Annotated in this window: 24 protein-coding genes; 5 read left to right on the forward strand and 19 right to left on the reverse strand. The window is 75.0% G+C overall.

What is annotated here, in order from left to right; genetic code table 11:
* Positions 1–32: 32 nt before the first annotated feature.
* The 10 genes from EJA20_RS00840 to EJA20_RS00885 all read right to left on the reverse strand — a co-directional run bounded on the left by EJA20_RS00840 (position 33) and on the right by EJA20_RS00885 (position 11,406).
* Positions 33–2,453, reverse strand: a complete 2,421-nt coding sequence (locus EJA20_RS00840; protein WP_129336288.1) for a glycosyl hydrolase family 95 catalytic domain-containing protein — start codon at positions 2,451–2,453, stop codon at positions 33–35.
* A gap of 356 nt (positions 2,454–2,809) precedes the next feature.
* Positions 2,810–3,130, reverse strand: coding sequence for a hypothetical protein (locus EJA20_RS00845; RefSeq protein ID WP_129336289.1), 321 nt, complete (start codon positions 3,128–3,130; stop codon positions 2,810–2,812).
* 5 nt (positions 3,131–3,135) lie between these two features.
* Entirely contained in the window at positions 3,136–4,518 is a 1,383-nt protein-coding gene (locus tag EJA20_RS00850; protein WP_129336290.1) for a hypothetical protein, read from the reverse strand.
* 97 nt (positions 4,519–4,615) lie between these two features.
* Positions 4,616–6,049 carry a hypothetical protein gene (locus EJA20_RS00855; protein ID WP_129336291.1) on the reverse strand — a complete coding sequence of 478 codons (1,434 nt, stop codon included), beginning with the start codon at positions 6,047–6,049 and terminating at the stop codon, positions 4,616–4,618.
* A 90-nt stretch (positions 6,050–6,139) separates the two neighbouring features.
* The gene (locus EJA20_RS00860) at positions 6,140–6,748 is read right to left on the reverse strand and encodes a response regulator (RefSeq protein WP_129336292.1); all 609 of its coding nucleotides are present in this window, start codon (positions 6,746–6,748) and stop codon (positions 6,140–6,142) included.
* Positions 6,745–7,506 (reverse strand): hypothetical protein, encoded by a 762-nt coding sequence (locus EJA20_RS00865; RefSeq protein WP_129336293.1) that lies wholly within the window; start codon positions 7,504–7,506, stop codon positions 6,745–6,747. Before EJA20_RS00865 ends, EJA20_RS00860 begins: the two co-directional genes overlap by 4 nt.
* Positions 7,506–8,129, reverse strand: a complete 624-nt coding sequence (locus tag EJA20_RS00870) for a hypothetical protein (protein WP_129336294.1) — start codon at positions 8,127–8,129, stop codon at positions 7,506–7,508. The genes EJA20_RS00865 and EJA20_RS00870 overlap by 1 nt, the downstream gene beginning before the upstream one ends.
* Before the next feature lie 78 nt (positions 8,130–8,207).
* Complete coding sequence (locus EJA20_RS00875) at positions 8,208–9,143, reverse strand: carbohydrate ABC transporter permease (RefSeq protein WP_129336295.1); 936 nt, start codon at positions 9,141–9,143, stop codon at positions 8,208–8,210.
* Entirely contained in the window at positions 9,143–10,075 is a 933-nt protein-coding gene (locus EJA20_RS00880) for a carbohydrate ABC transporter permease (RefSeq protein ID WP_129336386.1), read from the reverse strand. Before EJA20_RS00880 ends, EJA20_RS00875 begins: the two co-directional genes overlap by 1 nt.
* A complete protein-coding gene (locus EJA20_RS00885) occupies positions 10,075–11,406 on the reverse strand; it encodes an ABC transporter substrate-binding protein (protein WP_164983780.1) in 1,332 nt (443 codons plus the stop codon). The genes EJA20_RS00880 and EJA20_RS00885 overlap by 1 nt, the downstream gene beginning before the upstream one ends.
* A 147-nt stretch (positions 11,407–11,553) precedes the next feature.
* Between EJA20_RS00885 and EJA20_RS00890 the strand changes: the two genes are divergently transcribed.
* Positions 11,554–12,522 (forward strand): acetylxylan esterase, encoded by a 969-nt coding sequence (locus EJA20_RS00890; RefSeq protein ID WP_129336297.1) that lies wholly within the window; start codon positions 11,554–11,556, stop codon positions 12,520–12,522.
* Between the two features lie 18 nt (positions 12,523–12,540).
* Here EJA20_RS00890 and EJA20_RS00895 read toward each other — a convergent pair whose 3' ends face one another.
* The 6 genes from EJA20_RS00895 to EJA20_RS00920 all read right to left on the reverse strand — a co-directional run bounded on the left by EJA20_RS00895 (position 12,541) and on the right by EJA20_RS00920 (position 18,821).
* Complete coding sequence (locus tag EJA20_RS00895; protein ID WP_129336298.1) at positions 12,541–13,680, reverse strand: ROK family transcriptional regulator; 1,140 nt, start codon at positions 13,678–13,680, stop codon at positions 12,541–12,543.
* A gap of 35 nt (positions 13,681–13,715) precedes the next feature.
* Positions 13,716–14,570, reverse strand: a complete 855-nt coding sequence (locus EJA20_RS00900; protein WP_129336299.1) for a fumarylacetoacetate hydrolase family protein — start codon at positions 14,568–14,570, stop codon at positions 13,716–13,718.
* Between the two features lie 61 nt (positions 14,571–14,631).
* Positions 14,632–15,579 (reverse strand): aldo/keto reductase, encoded by a 948-nt coding sequence (locus EJA20_RS00905; RefSeq protein ID WP_205687293.1) that lies wholly within the window; start codon positions 15,577–15,579, stop codon positions 14,632–14,634.
* Positions 15,569–16,378: an SDR family NAD(P)-dependent oxidoreductase gene (locus EJA20_RS00910; protein WP_129336388.1), complete on the reverse strand. Its 810-nt coding sequence runs from the start codon at positions 16,376–16,378 to the stop codon at positions 15,569–15,571. The genes EJA20_RS00905 and EJA20_RS00910 overlap by 11 nt, the downstream gene beginning before the upstream one ends.
* 47 nt (positions 16,379–16,425) lie before the next feature.
* On the reverse strand, positions 16,426–17,778 hold the full coding sequence (locus tag EJA20_RS00915) for an enolase C-terminal domain-like protein (protein WP_129336300.1): 1,353 nt from the start codon (positions 17,776–17,778) through the stop codon (positions 16,426–16,428).
* Between the two features lie 155 nt (positions 17,779–17,933).
* Positions 17,934–18,821, reverse strand: a complete 888-nt coding sequence (locus EJA20_RS00920) for an amidohydrolase family protein (RefSeq protein WP_129336301.1) — start codon at positions 18,819–18,821, stop codon at positions 17,934–17,936.
* A gap of 102 nt (positions 18,822–18,923) precedes the next feature.
* On the opposite strand from EJA20_RS00920, the gene EJA20_RS00925 reads away from it, so the two are divergent.
* Together EJA20_RS00925 and EJA20_RS00930 are read left to right on the forward strand one after the other, a co-directional pair.
* Positions 18,924–19,613, forward strand: coding sequence for a FadR/GntR family transcriptional regulator (locus EJA20_RS00925; protein WP_129336302.1), 690 nt, complete (start codon positions 18,924–18,926; stop codon positions 19,611–19,613).
* A gap of 148 nt (positions 19,614–19,761) precedes the next feature.
* Positions 19,762–20,097, forward strand: coding sequence for a hypothetical protein (locus tag EJA20_RS00930; RefSeq protein WP_129336303.1), 336 nt, complete (start codon positions 19,762–19,764; stop codon positions 20,095–20,097).
* A gap of 37 nt (positions 20,098–20,134) precedes the next feature.
* Here the strand turns inward: EJA20_RS00930 and EJA20_RS00935 are convergent, their stop codons facing one another.
* The 3 genes from EJA20_RS00935 to EJA20_RS00945 all read right to left on the reverse strand — a co-directional run bounded on the left by EJA20_RS00935 (position 20,135) and on the right by EJA20_RS00945 (position 21,349).
* Positions 20,135–20,584, reverse strand: a complete 450-nt coding sequence (locus tag EJA20_RS00935) for a hypothetical protein (RefSeq protein WP_129336304.1) — start codon at positions 20,582–20,584, stop codon at positions 20,135–20,137.
* Between the two features lie 77 nt (positions 20,585–20,661).
* Positions 20,662–21,048, reverse strand: coding sequence for a VOC family protein (locus EJA20_RS00940; protein WP_129336305.1), 387 nt, complete (start codon positions 21,046–21,048; stop codon positions 20,662–20,664).
* Entirely contained in the window at positions 21,014–21,349 is a 336-nt protein-coding gene (locus tag EJA20_RS00945) for an ArsR/SmtB family transcription factor (RefSeq protein WP_129336306.1), read from the reverse strand. The genes EJA20_RS00940 and EJA20_RS00945 overlap by 35 nt, the downstream gene beginning before the upstream one ends.
* An 88-nt stretch (positions 21,350–21,437) precedes the next feature.
* Between EJA20_RS00945 and EJA20_RS00950 the strand changes: the two genes are divergently transcribed.
* Positions 21,438–22,580, forward strand: coding sequence for a hypothetical protein (locus EJA20_RS00950; protein ID WP_129336307.1), 1,143 nt, complete (start codon positions 21,438–21,440; stop codon positions 22,578–22,580).
* Between the two features lie 68 nt (positions 22,581–22,648).
* Positions 22,649–22,993, forward strand: coding sequence for a hypothetical protein (locus EJA20_RS00955; RefSeq protein ID WP_129336308.1), 345 nt, complete (start codon positions 22,649–22,651; stop codon positions 22,991–22,993).
* The last annotated feature ends 55 nt before the right edge of the window (positions 22,994–23,048 follow it).

Consider the following 23,048-nt stretch of genomic DNA (forward strand, 5'->3'; position numbering starts at 1 on the left):
CCGCGACCACCGGCCCGACCGACCGCGCGGCCTCAGCCGGCCCGGCGACCGCCGTCCCGAGCACCGGCGGCGGCGCCGGCGGTGAAGGCCTCCGCGGTGAGGACCAGGCCGTCCGCCGGGAGGGTGCACCGGAGCTCGCGCTCCCGCCAGCGCACGAGGACCTCGACGGGCTCGTCCGCGGTCACCGTCCGCTGCCGGGAAGAACCCGCCGCGGCCTCCCGCCGGCGCAGCGCGGCTCGGACCAGCTCCCCGTCGGCCCACTCGAGGTCGACGAGCAGCCCCGGCCGCGCGACGAGCCCCGTCGCGGTGCCCGTCCCCAGGGCGTCCGGGACCGCGGGCAGCAGCTCGACGACGCCGGCGTGGCTCTGCACGAGGCACTCGGCCAGCGCGGCCGCCACGCCGAGGTTGCCGTCGACCTGGAACGGCGGGTGCGCGGCGAACAGGTTGCGGTAGAGACCGCCGGCGAACTCGCCCTCGACGGCCGCCGCGTCCCGGAACACCAGCTCCAGCAGCGCCGCGACGCGGTCGGGGCGGTGCAGGCGGGCCCACAGCGCGATCTTCCAGGCCAACGACCAGCCCGAGGAGTCGTCGCGGCGGTGCTTGAGGGTCGCCGTGACGGCGTCGCGCTCGTCGGCCGTGAGGACCTCGTCGCCGGGGAAGAGCGGGAAGAGGTGGCTCACGTGGCGGTGGTGCCGGTCGACCTCCGGGCGCGGCCGGTCCCACTCGACGACCCGCCCCGCGTCGTCGACGAGCACGGCCGGCACCTCGGCCAGCACGGCACGCGCCCTCTCGACGAGGTCGTCGGCCCCGTCGGCACCGGCCCCCAGCCGCGGCGCCAGCTCGACGACGGCGCGCAGCACGTCCCGGACGAGCGCGCGGTCCAGGCCGCTGGAGGTGGCGACGGAGACGGTCCGCCCCTCGTCGTCGAGGAAGGTGTTCTCCGGCGACGTGGAGGGCGCGCTGACCCACGCGCCGTCCGCCCCCCGCAGCGGCCAGGTCAGCGCGAACTCCGCCGCGCCCCGCAGCACGGGCCAGGTGACCGTGCGCAGGTGGTCGTCGTCAACCGAGCCGAACCGCACCCGCTCGACGAGGTGCCGCACCAGCCACAGGCCGCCCATGGGCCAGAACGCCCACGACGGGTCGCCGTGCCCCGCGCCGACGCTCCCGCTGAACGCCCAGGCGTCGCTGTTGTGGTGCGCGGCCCAGCCCTCGGCGCCGAGGCGGCGGGCCTCGTCGCGGCCGGTGTCCGCGAGCGCGAGGACGAGGTCCTCCAGCGGCTGCACGGTCTCGGGCAGCCCGAGCACCTCGGCGGACCAGAGGTTCATCTCCGTGTTGATGTTCAGCGTGAAGTTCGAGCTCCACGGCGGGCGCATGTCGTCGTTCCAGATGCCCTGGAGCGTGGCCGGCAGGCGGCAGCCGCGCGACGACGACTGGAGCAGGTAGCGGCCGTGCTCGAGCAGGACGCCCGCGAGCGCGGGGTCGGCGTCGAGCACGGGCCGGGCGTCGGCGCGCGCGGCGGTCAGCCGCTCCTCGACGGTCCCGCCCGGTGCTGCCGGTGCCCCGGTCGCACCCGTGGCGCCCGCGGGCGGCCCGAACGTCACCACGCACCGCTCCGCCAGGGCGACGTGCTCGGCCACGTGCCGCGCCAGCACCGCCTCCGGGTCCTCGGCCAGCACGCGGTCCACGCGCTCGCGCGCCCGCGGCGCCACGGCCTCCGCGCCGGCGAGCAGCGGCCGGCCCGGCCCGTCGTAGGTCGTCTCGACGGCGAGGGCCAGCACCCACCCGTCCCGGTGCCGGCGGCGCGCGACGACGACGCACGCCTGCACCGCCCTCTCGCCCCAGACGGCGGCGGGCGCGTCGGGCTCGTGCCCCGGCGCGACGTCCGAGGGGGCACGCAGCCACAGCTCGAGACGGTCGTCGGACGCCACCCGCCGCAGCTCGCGCAGGGGCGAGGTCAGGGTCAGCGGCCCCGGGGCGGCGTCCGCCCCCTCGGCCACGTGCAGGAGCACGTCGTCGACGGCGGACACGACGGTGCGCGCTCGCCCGCCCCTCGTCGTCCAGGTGTGCACGCCCGTGCGCAGGTCCAGCGACCGCCGGCCCCTGGCCTCGTCGTCGCCGGCGCCGGCCGACGGACCCGAGCCCGGCAGCGTGAGCGACCCCAGCGGCAGGTAGGCCTGCGTCCACGGCTCCTGCAGCGCCTGCAGCGGTGCCGTGGCGTCGTGCCCGCGGTCCTCCAGCGCCGCCCGGCGCGCCTCCTCCACCAGCGCCCGCGCCCGCTCGTCGGGAACGGCGGCCGGACGGGACCCTCGCGGCGCGCCGGACCAGACGCCCTCGTGGTTGAGGTCGAACCGGCCGTCGGCGCCGCCCCAGCACATCGCGCCGAGCCGCCCGTTGCCGAGCGGGAGGGCGTGCAGCCACTGCGTCGCCGGGCCGTCGTGCTCGAGGAGGGTCACGCCGTCACCCTTCCACGCCACCCACCGCCGCCGCGGAGCCGCCACTGCGTGACGAGCACCACCCCCTGGCCCCGGCCGCCCGAAGAGCCAGGGGTTCGTCCTCAGCCACCCAGGAGGACGTCAGCGGTGATGCCGAGGCCGGTGAGCGGGGCTCCAGCGCACACCTGACGCACGGAGACACTGCCCCGGTCGACGGCCTCGAGCCGGGCGAGCTTCTCGACCCGTGCTCGGCCCCCAGGGGCAGGAGGACGACCCCGAGGGCGTTCCCGGATCGACGATCGCCACCCGGAGGCATGCCGGCGCGGCGGTGCTGCGGAGAGCGCCCCCGCCGGAGACCCGCGAGCCCGGGTGGCGCGTCAGCCGGCGGCCGGCCGGCACCTCGCGAGGCAGTCGTCGTAGCGTCGCACCGCGAGGCCGTACGCATCCTTCGCCGTGTACAGCTTGTCCAGCGCGGTGTCGTTCCTGGCGACCGCGATGGCGAGGGCCGTGACGGCCGCGAGGCATGCGGCGGCGGTGAAGCCGAAGCCCCCGGCGGTGTACACCGCCGCGCCGCACGTCCCCAGCACGGCCGCATCAGCGGCGAGCGCGAGGTTCCGCGCCTCCTGCCAGTCGGCGTAGCCGTTCTGCCACGCCTGGAACTTGTCGTCCTGCCGGTTGAGCTCCACGGTGCAGGGCATGGCGATCACTCCGTTCGCACGGGAGGGGTGAAGAACATGCTCATCCCGTCGGGACGGAGCAGGACGTGAGGGCGCAGGCGCGCTGTCATGTCGTCGTACCAGCTCTGCCTCGCGAGATCGGTCAGGTCGACCCGGTCGACGTCCAGGCCCACGGGGCCCGCCCATGGCGCGGAGCGGCGCACGAAGCCGGTCAACCGGGTGAACGCGCCGTCCTGGAGGCCGTTGTTGAGCAGGCTGAACATGTGCGCCCGCACCCGGAGCGACCCGCCGGAGGCGAGGTCGACGATGTCGCAGAACGTCGAGAACTTGGGCGGCGACGGGTCGTCGTCGATCGCCAGCGCGTCGACCACGCCCTCGACCGTGACCAGGTCCCCCTCGGCGCCCGTCCCGTCGACGAGCTCCTGCACGGCCAGCGACTGCCCCGTCACGACGAGCGAGGGCTGCGTCCGTGCGTCCGTCCGGCGGCGCTCGTGGGAGTACCACCGACCGGCGTCCGGCCCCACGAGCTCGGTCCGGACGAGCCAGGAGTAGGCGTGCACGACGCGGAGCCGCTCGACCAGCTCCACGACGTCGAGCGCGGCGCGGTGCTCGGCGAGAGAGCCCTGCACGTCCGGGCGACGGCTCAGCAGAGCGAGGTAGGAGCCGACGAGCATCGCGGCGACCGGCCCGCGCGCCTCGATGCGCGCCGCGAGGGCCACGGCGAGGTCCGCGAAGCCGTCGCGGTCGTCCTCGGTGTCGAGGTGGGCGAACAAGGCCCCCACCGCGTCGTCGTGCAGCGACCTCAGACCGTCGGCCTCGTCCCGCAGGACCTGGAGATCCGCGGGCCGGTCGGGGCCCACCCCCTGGTCGCGCGTGACGTCGTACGCCTTGTGCAGCGCCGACTCACCCGCTGCCCGGTGGGAGAGCACGGCGAGCTGGACGCAGGCGGTGCCGACGACGTCGACCTCGGCGACCGCCGCAGACCTCTCCGCGGCGCGTGCCTCGAACAGCGGGTGGTTCCCCGCGAGGAGGGCGTCGAGCAGGGCCTGCGCGGCCGCCGCGTCGCCGAGCTGCGCCGTGGCCTGCGCGAGCACGGCATCACGCAACGCCGTCGCCCCGGCCGAGCGGTCTGCCGCGAGCGCCGCGAAGGCCTGGGCCAGGCCGGCGTCGCGTTCCGCCAGAGCGGGGGTCTGACGGGCGACGAGGTGCGCGCGTGCCTGGGCATGAGCCAGCAGGGCTGCGGCGTGCCCGGCGAGCGTCGCGGAGTGCGCGTGCAGGAGGTCCCAGCTGCGGGCGACGAGCAGGCTCCGGAAGGTCTCCTCGGCGGCGTTCGCCGCCGCGATCTTCACCGTCGCCGTGGACGTGAAAGGGGGGAACAGCTCGAGCGGCAGTGCAGACAAGCCCGTCATGGTCGTCCTTCTCGAAGGGTGTGTCCGACGGAGGTGAGGCGAGGTCCTCCCGTCCGGATCGCACCTGCGCTGGTCCTGCTCGGGTCGTCGCCGGGCGTCAGCCGGCCGCGAGCTGCAGCCCGACCTCGACCGCCCGCGCGAAGACCGGGGTCGTGCGGGCCTGGTAGTCCCGGATGATCGACGTCACCCGGACGGGCAGGGTGCCGCGCTCCGAGGCCCGCGTCAGTGAGCGCGCGAGCCGATCGACGATCCAGTGGTTGTGGCCGACACGGGCGAAGTTGACCTCGCGCCGCAGCTCGCCCGTCCCTGGCTCCGACAGGAGAGGGAAGGCGTGGAAGAGGGCGCCGCCCGGTGCGAGGTCGGCCGTCCTGACGTCGGTCGCCCCGGTCGCCGCGAACCAGGCGTGCCCCTGTGCGTAGTCGAAGGGGGATCGCCGCGTGAAGTCGGTGCAGAACGGGCACGGGCAGTCCCACGTGAGGGCGACCTCCCTCGCGAGCCGGTGGGCGATCTTCCGGGTGCGGAGCTTGAGGTGGGCCGGGCGATCGCTGTAGACGGTCCCGCCCTGCGTCGCGTCGAGGACCGGGCTCGTCGCGTCGAAGCTCACGTCCGGCGTCTCGCGCGCGGCGAGGGCGAGGAGAGCGATCATGATCGGGGCGCCGATGCCGAGGAAGTGGAAGCGGGCGGGGGGGTGGTGCGCGACCTCGACGTAGCCCTCCCAGAAGCCCACGGCCGCCGCGACGGTCCGCGTGTAGCGCTGCGGCAGGTTCGCACCGAGGTCGATGCGGCGGCGGTCGCGGTAGTAGTGGTCGGCGAAGTGGTCGTCGGCCATGAACGCGCCGAAGCCCATCGAGACCGCACCGAGGCCGGCGGCGGCGAACTCGCGCCCCGCGTCCTTCGCCGTGTTGAAGGACAGGGCCGACGCCACGGGCAGGACGGGCACGCCGGGGTCCGCGCGCGCCGCGGCGCGCACCGCGCGTCGAGCCACCGACCGGTTCATGCGACGGTAGTCGCGGCGCGGGCGGCGGAGGTAGGCGGGCTCGATGTCGAGCCGCAACCAGCACGCCATCGTGAGGTCCTCCACCCCGATGCGGCTCGTCGGGTCGAGCGCCTCCTGGGCCTGCGCCATGGAGGCGTCGGAGGGCACCGCGTCGAGCGCGGCACGACGCACGCGGTCGGCCAGGTCGCCGTACCGGGCGCTCAGGTCGCCCGTCAGGTCGGTCGAGGCCCTGGCCGTCCGACCGAGGGTGCGCTCGACCGCCCCGACCCCGCGGTGGAGCACCCGCGCCTCGGGCGCGAAGTGCTGCGTGACCGGACCGAGCAGCGCGAAGTTCCCGTTGTCGACGAGCAGGTCCGCCCCGAGGCGCCGGACGAAGCGCGTCAGCTCGAGCGCCTGGCCGGTGGCGTTGCCGGGCGCGACCAGGAAGCCTGCGAGGGGGCTCATCCCGCTGGCCGCGGCCTGCACGGCGTCCGGCTTGAGGTTCTTCACGAACGTGACGTTCGGCATGGCGCGCGCCTCTCCCAGGAGCACCACCGATCCGGTCAGGGTAGGCCCCGCGGTGCACCGTGACAATGGTCGCGACCCGTCACTTGCCGGCGTGGACGACAGGGCTCGCGGGGCAGCTCAGGCCCGCCGTTCGAGGGCGTCCAGCACCAGGTGCACGAGCTCGTCGGGACGGTCCGTGATGCCGAAGAGGTCGGCCGGCACACCCGGCCGCAGGTCCGTCACGTAGGCGATGACCGGCAGGTCCGGGTGCCGACGACGGACCGCGTCCGCCAGCTCCAGGCCGGCCGTGGGCGACTCCGGACGCGCCATGTCGGTGACCACGATGGTGGGGTCCTCGCGGTCGAGCAGGGCCAGCCCCTCCTGCGTCGTCGTCGCGACGAGCACCACGACGCCCGCCGACCGCAGCACCTGCCGTTCCGCCCGGTTGGCGGCGGGCTCGTCGTCGACCCACAGCAACCGGGCTCCCACGGTCCGGTCACGGGCGCGGGCGAGCCGGTGCTCCACGCCCCGGACCGCTCCCTCGTCGACGGGCGCGCCGGCCCTCGCGTCCCTGAGGGGCTCAGCGGACACCTCCAGCTCCAGCACCCCACCGATCCCGACCTTCGTGGCCCGGTCGAGCATCCGCAGCAGCCGTGGCCGCAGGAGGAGGAGCGCGACGACGACGGCGACCAGCGTGAGGAACGGCACGACCGCGTCGATGAGCGCCGCGAGCGTCACCCCGCTCACCGGTCGAGACCCCGCTCGTCGACGAGGGACGCGACCGCGCCCACCAGCGGGCGCTCCTGCGCCGCCGGCGCGGTGGCCCAGGCCACCGGCGACCCCAGCAGGGCGCGGACCGTCAGGACCACCTCGGGGTCGGTCGCCGCGATGCGGCCGGCCCCGATGCGCCAGTGCGTCTCGTCGTCCCGCTGCTGCTCCAGCGCGTCCTCGAGGGAGCCCAGGAGGACCGCGGCGACGGCCGGGGCGCTGGGCTCGGAGACGCGGCCCGGCTCGGTGGTCGTCCCGCCGCGGACGAGCGCCGCGAGCAGCCGCAGGTCGAGGCGGAACGGTGCCAGGGCGCCACGCCCCCAGCGCGAGCGGGCGGGCTCGTCCGGCCCGGGGTCCCGGTCGAACCGGCCCAGGGCCAGCATCAGCAGGTCGAACGGGTAACCCGCGACCGGCGCGGGCCCCTCCACCCGCAACCCCGGCACGTCCGCCCGCGGGAGGAACGCGTGCGCCAGAGGCCACGCCGGGTGCCCGGCGAGGGCGAGCCACCGCCCGAGGTCCGAGCCGAACCCGGCCGCCAGACCACCGTCGACGAGGGCGACCAGCCCGAGCGCGCGAAGGCCGCGCGTGGTCACGAAGTCGACGGCCTCGGGCGGCGCGCCCTCGGGGTCCACCTGTGCCAGGGCACGGCGGGACGCGAGCAGCCCGTGCCGGGCGACGTCCTCCACCACGTCCGGCACCAGGCCGAGGCGGTCGATCACGCCGTCCAGACGCGGCATCAGACGGCCGTCCGGGCCGCGGCGAGCTCGCCGGGGCTGCCGCAGCGCCCCTCCGCCTCGTTGTCGATCACCGCGCTCGGGACAGCCGGCCACCGGCCCGCCGCGAGCGCGGCGGCGACCTCGGCGTACCGGTAGAGCTCGGCCCGCAGCAGCCGCCGCGGCGGGAGCCGGACGGGCACGGCCACCTCCCCCTCCGCGCGGAAGGGCGACCAGGCGGGGTGCTGGTGCACGTCGCGGACCTCCTCCGCGAACTCGGCGTGGTGGCCCGCGGGCCGGCCGAGGAGGAACACGTAGCCGTAGAACACCCAGCCATCGGCCCGGGGCCCCAGCACCGCGAAGTCGATCGCGGTGTCCACGGCGAACGCCGACCGGGTGTGCCACCGGTCGTCGGTCACGTACGTCCCGGCGGACGTCGACACGTACGGCGACCCCTCCCGCACGACGTGGTGCTCATGGACATGCTGGTCGAGCGCCTCGGCGCCGAGCAGCACCTCGGCCTCGTCGGCGGTCGTGACGCGTCCCGTCCGCAGCGCCGCGCACAGGAGCCCGTCGCGCTCCATGATCCGGCGCGCGTCACCCGTCGTCAGCCCCGCGACGCCGCGGACCACCTCCTGCACGAGCATGGACGAGCCCCTCGTCGACGGACGGCTACGGGCCCCGATGGTCCTCGCCCGGGGCGTCGGGGTCCAGGGGTCACGCCGTCACCCGCGCACGCCGCCCGCGGTCAGCCCCGCCCGCCAGAACCGCTGAAGCGCGACGAACACCACCGCGATCGGCACCACGGACAGCATCGACCCCACCACCGTGAGGATCTGCAGCGAGGGGATGGTGATGGACGCCTGGTTCCACCCCGTCAGGCCCACGGTCAGCGGCATGAGTTCCACGTCGGTGAGCACGAGCAGCGGGAGCAGGTAGCTGTTCCAGCTGCCGAGGAACGTGAACAGCAGGATGGTCACGAGCCCGCTCGACATGAGCCGCAGGCCGATCGACACGAACGTCCGCAGCTCCCCGGCGCCGTCCAGGCGGGCGGCCTCGACGAGCTCCGTCGGCACGGCGTTCTGCGCGAAGATCCACGCCAGCAGCACGCCGAAGGGGTAGGACAGCGCCGGCAGCAGCAGGCCCCAGTAGGTGTTGTTGAGGCCGAGGTCGACGAGCAGCACGTAGGTCGGCTGCGCCAGCACGGTCCCGGGGACGAGCAGGCTGCCCAGCACCACCGCGATGAGCGCCTTGCGGCCGCGGAAGCGGTACACCGCGAGGGCGTAGCCCGTCGCGGCGCAGACCAGGGTCGTCAGGGCGGATCCCACGACGGAGTAGATGACGGAGTTCAGCGCCCAGCGCCAGAAGATGCCGCCGTCGTACGCCGACAGCGCCCGGACGTTGTCCCACAGGTGCCAGTCGCCGAACGCGAAGCCCGGGGTGGTGAACAGCTCGGAGGAGGACTTCGTCGCGGCGATGACGAGCCACACCACCGGCGCCAGGAAGTAGATCGAGGCGAGCGCGACGACGATCGTCGCCGCGGTCGTCCAGCCCCGGCTGACGCGGTCGCCGCCGGACAGCACGGTGGCGGAGCGCCGGGCGCGGAACCCGGCCGGGGCCGGGGCGGCGGACCGCTCGCGGTCCTGCACGTCGGCGGTCATCAGAGGCCTTCCCGGGAGGAGGAGTTCGTGACCCGGACCAGGACGAGGGACACGACGAGCGTCACGAGCCCGAGGAGCACGGCCATCGCGGAGCCCAGGCGGGTGTCGCCGCCGAGGGTCGAGACGGCGTAGATCGCCATGTTGGGGGTCCAGTCGCTGGCGATGTGCGGGGTGATGGACTGCAGCACCTGCGGCTCGTTGAACAGCTGCAGCGTCCCGATGACCGTGGACAGCGTGGTGAGCAGGACGGCCGGCGCGATCATCGGCAGCTTGAGGCTCAGCGCCATCCGCAGCTCCCCGGCCCCGTCGAGGCGGGCGGCCTCGAAGGTGTCCCGCGGCAGCGACTGCAGGGCGGAGAACAGGATGATCATGTTGATGCCGGCGTTCGACCAGACGCTGACGTTGGCCACCGACCACAGCACGGTCCCCGGGGCCAGCAGGTCCGCGTCGACCCCGAGCCCCTGCAGCGCCTGCACGAGCGGGCTGACGGACGGCTGGTAGAAGAAGCCCCACAGGAGCGCGGCGATGACGCCCGGCACCGCGTAGGGCAGGAAGACCGCGAACTGGAAGAACCGGCGCGCCCGCACGAGCGCGGAGTCGAACAGCAGCGCCAGCCCCGCGGCGATGAGCATCATCACGGGCACCTGCACGAGGCCGTACAGCGCGACCCGGGCGAACCCGAAGAGGAAGTCGCCGTCCCGCAGGGCGGTGGCGTAGTTCTGCAGCCCGACGAAGACCGTCTCCGCCCCGCCGAACCCCAGCCCGGAGCTGCGGCTGGAGTACATCGCGTTGCTCACCGCGATGACGATCGGCGCCACCATGAAGAGCAGGAAGACGACGACGAACGGGGCGACGAAGAGGTACGGCGCCAGGCGCCCCCCGCCGAGCGCGCGGCGGCGGCGGGGGACGACGGCGGGGGCGAGCGCGACCATCACTCGGCGACGGACAGGCCGCGCGACTCCAGGTCGGCGACGGTGGCGTCGTGGGCGTTGTCCAGCGCCTGCGCGAAGGTCTGCTGGCCGGCGACGACCTTGGCGAACTCGTCGAGCACGGCCGTCTGCGCGGTGCCCCAGTTCGGGCCCTCGCTCCACGTCGCCGGGGTGTTCTCGGCCGACTCGATGAAGACCTCGTTGATGACCTGGCCGCCGAAGAACTCCTGCTCCTCGAGCAGGGCGGGCGAGGCCAGCCCGTTGAGCGTGGACGGGAAGAGGCCGCCCTCGGTGATGAGCGCGTCCTGCGTCTCGTCGGACCCGTTGAGCCAGGACGCGAACTCGGCCGCGGCCCCGGGGTCGTCGGCGCCCTTGAGGACGACGACCGCGGCACCTCCGGAGTCGCCCTGGTTCGTCGAGCCGGGCTCGGTCGGCAGGGGGGCCACGCGCCAGAGGCCCGACGTGTCGGCCGCGTTCTCCATGAGCGCGACGGGGAACCAGGCGGCGTAGCTGATCGTGGCGATGTCGCCCGCGTTCACGCGGGACCAGTACTCCGGCGTCCACATGAGCTCGGTGGTGACGAGCCCCTCGTCGAGCAGCGTCTGCCAGCGCTCGGCGACGCGGAGGCTGGCCTCGTCGTTGATGCCGACTGTCCAGGAGTCGCCCTCGATGCCGAACCAGGAGCCCTCGGCCTGCTGCACCTCCTGCACCCATTGGCCGATCTCGCCGGGCGAGAGGTTCGCGATGTACAGCTCGGGGTCGGCGGCGTGCAGGGCGCGGGCGGCCTCGAGGTACTCGTCCCAGGTCGTGGGGACCGCGATGCCGTGCTGCTCGAGCAGGTCCGTGCGGTACATCATCCCGCTGGGGCCGATGCCCTGCGGGACGCCGTAGACCTCGCCGTCGAAGGTGACCGAGGTCCAGGAGGCCTCGGTGTAGTTGGCCTCGTCGTCGGCGACGAACTCCGTGATGGGCTGCACCCGGCCCTGGATGACGTAGTCGGGCAGGTCGTGGGAGCTGAGCTGCACGAGGTCGGGCCCGGCGCCGGCGTCCACGGCGGCCTCGACCTTCTGCCCGTCGTCGCCGGTCATCCGATGAAAGGTGACCTCGACGTCGGGGTTGGCCTCGTTGTACTGGGCGACGAGCTCCTCGAGCCCGGGCACCCAGCCCCAGAAGTCCACGGTGGTGGTGCCGCCGGCGGGGGCGTCGTCGCCCGCGGCCGCCTCGTCGGACCCGCTGGAGCAGGCCGTGACCAGGGCGAGCGAGGCCGCCAGGCCTGCGGCGACGAGCGCCGTGCGCCCCCGCCTGCCGTTCGAGAAGAGCTGCGTCGCGTCCACGGGACGGTCCTTCCGGTCGCCGGTCGGGCCCTCGTCGGCCCGCACCGAGTTTGTCGCTGCGCGCAACATACTGTCAAGCCAAAGATCGGATGTCTGTAACCTGCTTTAGCCTGCTCCTCCCCGCCCGCACCCCGTCCGGAGGTCCCCGTGCCGCTGACCGACCTGCCCCTCGAGGAGCTCGAGCGCTACGCGCCCGTGCTCGACGCCCCCGAGGACCTCGCCGAGTTCTGGGCGACGACGCTCGACGAGGCCCGGAGGTCGGAGGACCGGGCGGTCCTGCGCCCCGTCACGACGCCGGTGCGCGAGCTCGTCGTCGAGGACCTCACCTTCCCCGGCTTCGGCGGCGAGCCCGTGCGCGGGTGGGTCGTGCGGCCCCGGCGGGAGGGGCGGCTCCCCTGCGTCGTGGAGTACATCGGCTACGGCGGCGGCCGCGGCCTCCCGGCCGAGAAGCTGCAGTGGGCCGCGGCCGGCTACGTCCACGTCGTCATGGACACCCGGGGCCAGGGCAGCGGCTGGGGCAGCGGTGGCGACACCCCGGACCCGCACGGCGCGGGCCCCGCCGTCCCCGGCTTCATGACCCGCGGCATCGAGCGGCCGGAGACCTACTACTACCGGCGCGTCTTCACCGATGCCGTGCGCCTGCTCGACGCCGTGCGGGACCTGCCCTTCGTCGACCCGGCGCGGGTCGCGGTCACGGGGGCGAGCCAGGGCGGCGGGATCGCGCTGGCGGCCGCGGCCCTGGCCCCCGAGCACGTCGCCGCGTGCCTGCCCGACGTGCCCTTCCTCTGCCACTTCCGCCGGGCGGTGGCGCTGACGCCCGAGCCCCCGTTCACCGAGATCAGCCGCTACCTGGCGGTGCACCGCGGCAGCGACGAGGCCGTCTTCCGCACGCTGTCCTACGTCGACGCGGCCGTGCTGGCGCGGTGGGCGACGGCGCCGGCGCTCTTCTCCGTCGCGCTCATGGACGGGATCGTGCTGCCGTCGACCGTGTACGCGGCCTTCCACGCCTACGCGGGCGCCGAGAAGGCCATCGAGGTCTACGCGTGGAACGGCCACGAGGGCGGCCAGGTCCCCCACTGGGTCCGCCAGGCGGAGTGGCTGTCAGCCCGCTTCTAGGGCTCCTCGCCGCCGCGGCTACAGGAGGTGGCGGATCGCGGAGATGGCGGCGCCCCAGGCGTAGTCGGTGAAGGCGAAGGGGTGGACCTCCACCGGGGGCGCCTCGACGGACGGGTCCAGGCGCCGCCGCAGGGACGCGTCCAGCTGCGCGCGGGCGTAGGTCGCGACCTCGCGCGCCTCGCCCGTGACGACGACCTTCTCGGGGTCGGTGAGGTTGACGAGCTGCGCGACGACGGCGCCGAGCGCCCGGGCGGCGGCGCGGAGGGCGGCGTCGCAGCGCGCGTCGCCGGCGGCGGCCGCCTCGAGCACGGCCGGGAAGGACGCCGCCCCGGTCGCCCGGAGCACGGCGGGGACCGTCACCACGCCCGAGGCGCAGCCGGGGTGGCCGCGGTCGCAGGGCGGGCCGTCGGCGTCGACGGGGACGTGGCTCACCTTGCCCGGGCGGCCGTGCGCGCCGCGGACGAGGTCGCCGTCGACGACGAGCCCCGCGCCGATGCCCTCCCCCACCGCGACGACGGCGAACGTGGCCGCCCCCACGCCCGCGCCGAACCAGTGGTGCGCGACGGTCAGGCACTGCACGTCGTTGCTCACGGCGGTCGGCAGCCCCGTCGCCGCGACGAGGGCGGCCTCGAGCGGCACCCGGTCCCAGCCGAGGAAGTCCGACCCCGTCACCCACGCGAGCCCGTCGACGAGCCGCACGTCGCCGGCCAGGCACACGCCGACCGCCGCCACCCGCGGCACGGCGGCCCGCACCCGCGCCACCGCGGCCGCCATCTCCGCCACCACGTCGTCGAAGGCCCGGGACGCCAGCGGCACCTCCGCCGTGGACCGCACCTGCGCCGCGAGGTCGGTGACCGCCACGTAGAGCGCGTCGCCGGTGAGCTTCATCCCGACGAGGTGCGCCGCGTCCGGCACGAGCGCGACCACGTCGGACGGCCGCCCGGGGCCGGTGGCCGCCGCCGGCCCGGAGTCCGCCAGCAGCCCGTCCGCGGTGAGGTCGCGCGTGAGCCGGGACAGCGTGGTGCGCGACAGGCCCGTGCGCCGGGTCAGCTCCGCCCGCGAGCGCGGCCCGTGCACGAGCACGTCGAGCAGCACCGCGCGCCGCGCCGCGCCCAGGGGTCGCCACGCCCACGGCTCGAGGGGGGCGTCGGCGACCACCGGGCGAGCGTAGGGCGCGGCGCGCCGCCGCAGCCCTACGACGACGGCGTCGCGCGCACCCGCTGCGTCTGCCGGCCCAGGCCCTCGATGCTCAGGCTCATGACGTCGCCGTCGCGCAGGTAGGGGAAACGCCCCGACAGCGCGACGCCCTCGGGCGTGCCGGTGTTCACCACGTCCCCGGGCTCCAGCGCGAGGAACTGGCTGATGTGCCAGATCAGGAAGGGCACGTCGAAGATGAGGTCCGCGGTGGTGGAGTCCTGCCGCACGTCGCCATTGACGGTCGAGCCGAGCCGCAGCGCGCCGGGGTCGACCTCGTCCGCCGGCACGAGGTACGGGCCCAGCGGGTTGAAGGTCGGCGCGCACTTGCCCTTCGACCACTGGCCGCCGGACCGCTCGAGCTGCCACTCCCGCTCCGACACGTCGTTGGAGATCGTGTACCCGGCGATGCACGCGGCGGCCGCCTCCGGCGAGGGCAGGGCCCACGCACGGCGGCCGAGGACCACCGCGAGCTCGACCTCCCAGTCCGTGCGCGTGCTCCCGGGCGGCACGAGCACGTCGTCGTCCGGCCCGACGACCGTGTTCGGCGTCTTGAGGAACAGGATCGGCTCGACGGGCGGCACCGCCCCCGATTCCGCGGCGTGCGCGGCGTAGTTCTGCCCGACGCACACCACCGCCGAGGGGCGCGCGACGGGCGGCCCGAGGCGTCGCCCGGCGAGGCTGACGGGCGGCAGCGCCCCGTCGGCGAGCGCCGTCCGGACGCGCGCGAGGCCGTCGTCGGCGAGGAAGGCGCCGTCGAGGTCGGCCGTCAGCGGGGTGAGGTCGTACGTCCGCTCGTCGTGCAGGACGGCGGGGACCTCCTGGCCCGGGGGGCCGTGGCGGAGCAGCTTCACGGTCGTGCCTCTCGGTGGTGCGGGTCGGCGGTGGGGCCGGTGGGGTCGGTGGTGCAGGCCCTCACGGGAGCAGGGCCGGGTCGGGGACCAGCGCGTCGAGCTCGGCCCAGAGCGCGTCGGGGACGGGCACCGCGAGCTGCGCGGCGGTGTCGGCCACCATGGCCGCCCGGGCGCCGCCGGTGACGACCGCGTCCACGGCCGGGTGCCGGGTGGGGAACTGCAGCGCGGCGGCGCGCAGCGGGACGCCGTGGGCGGCGCAGGCGTCGGCCATGCGGCGGGCAGCCGCGACGAGCCCGTCCGGCGCGGGCGCGTAGTCGAAGGGCGCCCCGGGCCGCGGGTCGACGAGGAGCCCGGAGTTCAGCACGCCCGCGACCAGCACCCGCACCCCGCGCTCGGCGCAGGCGGGCAGGAGCGTGCGCTCGGCGCGCCGGTCGAGGACGGAGTACCGCCCGGCGACGAGGACGTGGTCCGCGTCGGTCGCGCGCACGAACTGCTCGGCGACGTCGGCGTGGTTCGTGCCGACGCCCCATCCGGCGATCACGCCCTCGTCGCGCAGCCCGGACAGGGCAGAGGCGGCCTCGTCGAGCGCCTGGGGCAGGTGGTCCTCGGGGTCGTGCACGAGAGCGATTTCCACCCGGTCGAGCCCGAGCCGGGACAGCGACTCCTCGATCGAGCGCCGGACGCCGTCGGCCGAGTAGTCGCGGACGCGTCGTCGGCGCGGCGTCCCGACGAACCCCTCGGCGGCGTCCGGGGCGCCGGGGTCGTCGACGAGGAGCCGTCCCACCTTCGTCGACACGGTGAAGGCCTCCCGCGGGCCCTCGCGCAGGAACCGGCCGAGCCGCTCCTCCGCGAGGCCGACGCCGTAGTGCGGCGCGGTGTCGAAGGCCCGGACCCTGCGCTCCCAGGCCGCCGCGAGACCGGCCTGCGCCTCGTCGTCGGTCATGGGTCGGTACAGGCCTCCGAGCTCGGCCGTGCCGAGGACCACGGCGGCCTGTGCGTCACCGGGCACGCGGCCGCACCCGGAGGCCCTGCATGCCGCCGTCGACCGCGAGCGCCGTCCCGGTCGTCGAGCCCGCGGCCGGGGAGGCCAGGTGCACGACGGCCGCGGCCACCTCCTCCGGGCTCACGAGGCGCCCCAGCGGCTGACGGGCCTCGAGGGCGGCGCGCTCGGCGACCGGGTCGGCGGCGGACGCGAGCAGGCGGTCCACCCAGGGCGTGTCGACGGTGCCCGGGTTCACGCAGTTGACGCGGATGCCGTCGGCGACGTGGTCGGCCGCCATCGCGAGCGTGAGGGACAGCACCGCGCCCTTCGAGGCGGAGTACAGCGCGCGCTGCGGCAGGCCGGCCGTCGCCGCGATGGAGCAGGTGTTGACGATCGCGGCGGCGGGCGAGCGGCGCAGGTGCGGCAGCGCATGGCGGGTCACCCGCACCATCCCGACGACGTTGAGGTCCAGCACCCGCGCCCACTCGGCGTCGTCGTTGTCCGCGACCGTGCCCTGCGCGCCGATGCCCGCGTTGTTGACGAGCACGTCGAGCCGGCCGAACCGGGCGACGACGGCCTCGACCGCTGCGCGGACGGCGGCGTCGTCGCGCACGTCCGCCGGGAAGCCGACGAGCGGCGCCGGCAGTCCGGCCGCCAGTGCCGGGGCGAGGTCGAGGACCGCCACGCGCGCCCCGCGCCGCGCCAGCAGCCGGGCGGTCGCCAGGCCGATCCCCGACGCGCCGCCGGTGACGACCGCGACGAGCCCGGTGAGGTCGGAGGGGTCGCGGGGCTCGACGGGGTCGGCGGCGACCGGGTCGCGGGTCAGGGCGCCGGTGGCATCGGCCACCGCGGCGCGGGCCTCCCTGCCGCCGGTCACGCCGGCACCCGGGCGACGAGCCGCGCCGCCGCGGGCTCCGGACGCCACGCGGCCCCGTCGGGGAACGCATGCTCCTCGACGGACGCCGGCCACATCCGCGCGCCCATGCCGGGAGCCGTCGGCGGCCGGTACCGCCCGCGCTCGACCCGCACCGGGTCGACGAAGTGCTCGTGCAGGTGGTCTACGTACTCCACGGCGCGGTCCTCCATGGACCCCGAGATGGCGACGAAGTCCGCCATCGCCAGGTGCTGCACCATCTCGCACAGCCCCACGCCGCCGGCGTGCGGGAACACGGGCACGCCGAACTTGCGGGCCAAGAGCAGGATCGCGAGGTTCTCGTTGACGCCACCGACGCGCGCGGCGTCGATCTGCAGCAGGTCCACGGCGCCGGCCTGGAGGAACTGCTTGAACATCGTGCGGTTCTGCGTGTGCTCGCCGGTGGAGACCGGCACCGCGACGGAGGCCCGGATGCGGGCGTGCGCGAGGATGTCATCGGGGCTCGTCGGCTCCTCGATCCACGCGAGGTCGAAGGGCTCGAGCGCGGTGAGCCACCGGACGGCGTCGTCCACGTCCCAGCGCTGGTTGGCGTCGACGGCGATGCGCACGTCCGGCCCGACCGCCGCCCGCGCCACCCCCAGACGTCGGACGTCGTCGTCGAGGGACAGGCCCACCTTGAGCTTGAGGATGCCGAACCCGTCGGCGACCGCCTCGCGGCACAGGCGGGCCAGCTTCTCGTCGGAGTAGCCGAGCCAGCCGGGGGTCGTCGTGTAGGCGGGGTAGCCGTGGCGGTCGAGCTCGGCGCGGCGGGCCGCGCGGCCGGGCGCGGCCTCCTCGAGCAGGGCGAGGGCCTCGGCGGGGGTGAGGGCGTCCGACAGGTAGCGCCAGTCGACGCACGCGACGAGCTGCGCCGGCGTCAGGTCCGACAGGTACCGCCACAGCGGCAGGCCGGCGCGGCGGGCGGCGAGGTCCCACGCGGCGTTGACCACCGCGCCGATCGCCATGTGCATGACGCCCTTCTCGGGCCCCAGCCAGCGCAGCTGCGAGTCGTCGGTCAGGCGCCGGGAGAAGGCGCCGAGGTCGGCGCACACCTCGTCGAGGTCGAGCCCGACGACGAGGTGCGCCAGCGCCTCCACCGCGACGGTCTGGACGTCGTTGCCGCGGCCGATGGTGAAGGCCAGGGCGTACCCGGCGAGGCCGTCGGGTTCGCCGTCGTCGGACGTCTCGTCCGTGCGCAGGACCACGTAGGCGGCGGAGTAGTCCGGGTCGGGGTTCATGGCGTCAGAGCCGTCGAGGTGCCGCGACGTGGGGAACCGCACGTCCCGGGTCTCCAGTGCCGTGATCGTCGCCATGGGGGGCCGCCGGTCCTCTCGTCGCCACGCCGTGCAGAGGTCCGATGTCTAGCACGGATGCGGGTGCGGCGACCAGCCCTCGTCCACCTCCGCGGTCCCGGGTGGCCGGACTGCGGTGGCGCCCGACCCCTCGTCGGGAGGAGCGTCGCTGCTGCTCAGACGCCCACCCGGTACACCCGGCGAGCCGTGCGGTGGCGCAGGTCGGCGCGCTCGTCGGGACTTAGGGCGTCGGCGATCCTGGAGAGACGTCCCATCACGGTGGCGTAGTCGGCCTGGAGGGTGCTCACCGGCCAGTCGCCGCCGAGCAGCATCCGGTCCGAGCCGAAGCACGCGAGCGCGTGCTCGACGAAGGGGCGCACGTCGTCGTCGCCGGCGGTGCTGCCGTCGGGGCGCGCCAGCTCCAGCCCGGACAGCTTCGCGACGGTCGTCGGACGTCGCGCCACCTCCGCCACCTGCCGGGCCCACAGCCGCGCGGCCTCGCTCCCCCAGCCACTGGTGACGGGCGGCTTGCCGAGGTGGTCGAGGACCACGACGAGCCCCGGGTGCCGGTCCGCGAGCACCGGCAGGACGTCGAGGAGGTCGGGACGCTCGGCGGGCACGTCGAGGACCAGCCCGGCCCGCTCGAGCACGAAGAGGCCGGCGTCGACGTCGGCGCGCAGGAGCCAGCCGGGGTCGGGCTCGTCGTGCACGAGGTGCCGCACCCCGACGAGGGCAGGCGCGTCGGAGGCGTCGAGCCGGCGGCGGCAGGCGTCGGCGTCGGCGAGGGGCAGCCACCCGACGACCGTGGCGGACAGGGGACTCGATGCCGCCACGCCCAGCAGGGCGTCCGTCTCCGTGAGGCTGTCGGCGGCCTGCACGAGGACGAGCGCGCCGACGCCTGCCGCGCGCATCGCCGGCGCGACCTCGGCGAGCGCGTGCGTCCGGTGGAGCGGCCCGGACGTCAGCCACGGGTAGGTGACCGTCGGCGGGTCGCCGTCGAGGTCCCACACGTGGACGTGGGTGTCGACGAGCGGCTCGTCGGGTGCGGGCGCGTCATCGGGCACGGCGACCTCCGGGCGGAACGGGGCGGGGCGGCACGCCCAGGATGGTAGAAAGATCCGACCTCTGCCGACGGCGCAGGGCGGGGCACGCGGGAGGGACCGGTCGTGGCGCTGACCGACGACGCGATCACGCAGATCAAGGCGATGATCACCTCTGGCGACCTCAAGCCCGGGGACCGCCTGCCGCGGGAGGCGGACCTCGCCGCGATGATCGGCGTCTCGCGCAACTCGCTGCGCGAGGCGGTGCGGGCGCTGAGCCTCGTGCGGATCCTCGACGTGCGGCAGGGCGACGGCACGTACGTGTCGAGCATGAGCACGGAGAGCCTGCTGGAGTCGCTGAGCTTCCTGCTGGAGTTCCGTCGCGACTCCGGGGTGGTCGAGTTCCTCCAGGTGCGGCAGATCCTCGAGCCGGCGGCGGCGGCCCTGGCGGCGCGGACCATGACGCCCGAGCAGGTGGCGGCGCTGCGCAGCGCGGTCGAGGACAGCCGCGCCTCGTCGGAGGTGGCCGAGCTCGTGCGGCACGACCTGGCCTTCCACACGGCGATCGCGGTCGGCACGGGCAACACCGTCCTGGCGTCGATGGTCGACTCCGTGTCGATGCCGACCGAGCGCGCCCGCTACTGGCGCGGCCTCACCGACGAGAGCGCCATCGAGCGCACCATCGAGGAGCACCGGCGGATCGTCGACGCCATCGAGGCGCACGACCCCGACCTGGCCGCGGCCCGGACGCTCGTGCACATCTCCGGGGTGCTGGAGTGGCTCCAGCGCGCAGGCGAGGCGCCGGCGGAGGACTGACCTCCCAGCGGCGTCCCCAGGTGGCGCCGGCGACCCGACCGGGGGACGGCGCGGCGCGGACGGGGGACGCGCCGGTGATGCCCTCGTCGGCAGCGGGGGCGGACCGAAGGGCAGAGGGTCCGTCCGCACCCCATCCCAGGAGCCCGCCATGACGACAGCACACGGTGCGGTCGACCAGATGCTCGCCGCCGTCGACATCCTCGCCTCGACGCTGTCCACCCTCGAGGACGACGCCCCGCTGTCGGCCCTCGAGCCGTCGGTCCGCCTGGTCGAGCGGCGCCTCCGCCGGGTCCACACCCTCCTCGCGCAGCGTGCCGACGTGCCCCTGCACGACGAGCTGCCCGCCACCTGGTTCACCCCGGAGGACACGGCCGACCGCCGCCTCATCGAGGCCGCCCTGCCCGCTCCTGCGGTCGGTGCGATCCCCAGCCAGCGAGGCGGCCGCGTCCGCCCCCTGGCGACGACGGGCCGCGGCCGCCGCTGACCCCCCGCGGGGCCGGCGCGGCCGAGGCGCAGCGTCCTCAAGTCGCCGGCCGCCCCTCGTCGAGATGCCGCTCCCACAGCTCCTCGAGGCGCTCGCACGCCGCCGGGGCCGCCTGCACGCCACTGCCCAGCAGCGCGTGCCACGGCACGAGGGGCACCTCCCGCCGGAGGAGCTCCGTGGGCAGGGGGTCGTCGAGGTCGAGCACCCTCTCCCACTCGAGCGGCACGTTATTCCGCACCCCCGCCCCGGAAAACAGCTCGCGCCGCTCGACCGTGCCGGTGGTCCAGCCGGACGCCACGATCCCGCGGGGCTGCGGGCCCTGACGCAGCAGGAAGACGCGGTCGCCGGGGTCCATGTCCCGCCGGCCGCCGGTGGACCAGCTGCCCGGCACGCGCTCGCTCGCGCCCGTCCGAGCGACCAGGGCGGCCCACTCGTCGGCCGGCATGCGCCAGCGCTGCGGGTTGTGGGTCAGGAGGAACGTCCGCATTGGCGCACCCTCTCGTGGCGCGTCGCCGTCGGCTACCCCGCCGCGGCACTGCCGACGAGGACCTTGGCCGGGGGGCGTCAGCGCATCTGGGCGATCTGGAGCAGGTTGCCGCAGGTGTCGTCGAGCACCGCGGTGATGACGGGCCCCATCTCGACCGGCGGCTGCGTGAAGCGCACGCCGAGCCCCTCGAGCCGCGCGTGCTCGGCGACGACGTCGTCGACGGCGAAGCTCGTGATGGGGATGCCGTCGGCGACGAGGGCGGCCGTGTACGCCTTGGCAGCGGGGTGGTCGTCGGGCTCGAGGACGAGCTCGACGCCGTCGGGTGCGTCCGGTGAGACGACGGTCAGCCAGCGGTGCTGCCCCAGCGGCACGTCGTTCTTGGGCAGGAAGCCGAGCACGTCGGTGTAGAACGCCAGCGCCTTCGCCTGGTCATCGACGTGGATGCTCGTCAGGTGGATCTTCATGGCTCTCCTCGGGGTGCGCGTCGTCGGGCTGCAGGAGGTCCGCCCACGGCGCGAGCGCCTGCCGCAGCGGGGTGAGGTCGATGTGGTGCACGATCGTGCGGCCGACCTTCTGTCGGTGGAGGAGGCCGGCCTCCGCCAGGACGTCGAGGTGCTGGGAGACCGCCTGCCGCGTCGACGTCAGGCCGTGGTGCTGCGCGAGCCGCGTGCACAGCTCGAACAGCGTCTGACCGTCGCGGGCGCGCAGCTCGGTCAGGAGCGCGCGCCGCGTCGGGTCCGCGAACGCCCGGAGGGGATCGGGCACGGGTTCACCATAGGGAAGCGACTGCTTGCATGTCGAGAGCCTCCTCAAAGGGCGGTCACACGAGCGATCGCGATGCCAGGATCGGCGCGTGCCCGCCACTCCGTCCAAGGACCTTCTCGTCGCCCACGTCCGGGCCCTGCTCGACGTCGAGCCACCCGTCGGCGCGTACGGCGTTCCGGACTCCGTGCCGATCGTCGCCTTCGGTGACGCCCTGCACGCCCGCGTGGCGACGGTGGGGATCAACCCCAGCGACGCCGAGTTCGCCGGCGTGCAGCCACCGATCGCGCTCACGGCCTCGGCGCTCGGGACGTCGACGGGCACCCCTGCCACCGTCGAACAAGCCGAGCGACTCCTCGCCGTGTGCTCCGGCTACTTCCAGCACCACCCCTACTGGAAGTACTTCGCTCCGCTGGAGAAGGTGCTGCAGACGGGGACGGGTGCGTCCTTCTCCGACGGCTCCGCGTGCCACCTCGACGTCGTGCCGTGGGCGACCACGCCGGTCTGGGGCCAGATCACCGAGGCGACGACCAGGAAGGAGCTGCTCGATGCCGGCGCTCCCGTGCTGGCCTCCGTGCTCGAGGCGACGTCGCTGGACCTCGTGCTGCTCAACGGCAAGCAGGTCGTCGATCAGGTGCAGCACGCCGGGTTGGCGCAGCTCGACCTCGTGGAGTCGAAGCAGATCAAGCCGGACGGTGCCCCGACGAAGCTGTACGTGGGCGAGATCGGCGGCGTCCGGGCACTCGGGTGGTCCACCAACCTCCAAGCACCGTTCGCCGGCGTCGGGGCGCAGTTCATCGAGCAGCTCAGCACGTGGGTCAGCAACACCTCTCGCGGTGGTGCACGACCGCTGCTCCCGCCTGCAGTCGGCGTCGCCCCGGCCAGTCCCGCGCCTGCGACGGAGCAGCCCCTCACCGGGATCGAGCTGGTCGCCCACCTGCACCACTGGGTCACGTCCTCGAGCTCGCCCACGCTCGCGGACGTCGGCACCTTCGGTGGTGCGGCCGCCCTCCACGCCGTGATCGGCGGTGTCCCCGTCCACGTGAACGCCGACACGTCACGATCCGCAGTCAAGGCCCTGCTTGCGGAGTCGGCGGCGGGGACGCTCGTCTGGCGCGTCGTGGCCAACACCAAGGGGAAGGTCAACAAGGTGACGTTCCAGGGCGACGGTGCGTCCACGCCGGGCTGGTACTGCTACAGCGACGAGCCCCTGCCTGTGCCGGCGATCCTGTGATGGTCAAGGGCTCCCGCCTGCCCTCGCTCGGGTCGTAGCGTGTGCGAGTGCGAGGCGACGAGGCCCGGGTGGTCGGGCAGTTCGAGCGGTGGCTGGTTGCCGAGGGGTGGCAGGTGCACCGCGAGGTCGACTACTGCGACGTCGTCGCTCATCGGGGCGAAGAACGGCTCTTCGCCGAGGCGAAAGGCCGGACCGCCTCGATCGGGCTCGATGTCGACACGCTGTACGGACAGCTCCTCCGGCGTGTCCCCACCGTCGCCGGAGCCGGCGTCCGGCTCGGGGTCGTGGTTCCCACGGAGGGACGGACGGCGGCGCTCCGCGTCGCGGGGGAGGTACGCCGCCTGCTCGGCATCACCGTCTACGTCGTCGGCGAGTCCGGTGCCGTCACGCCACTCGGCCCGGAGGACAGCTGACGAAGGGGCCGCCGCTGCCGGGTGAGGGCGAGCCGGGGCGGCCGCTCGCGACACC

The sequence above is a fragment of the Cellulomonas endophytica genome (assembly GCF_004123805.1).
Taxonomy (GTDB): domain Bacteria; phylum Actinomycetota; class Actinomycetes; order Actinomycetales; family Cellulomonadaceae; genus Cellulomonas; species Cellulomonas endophytica.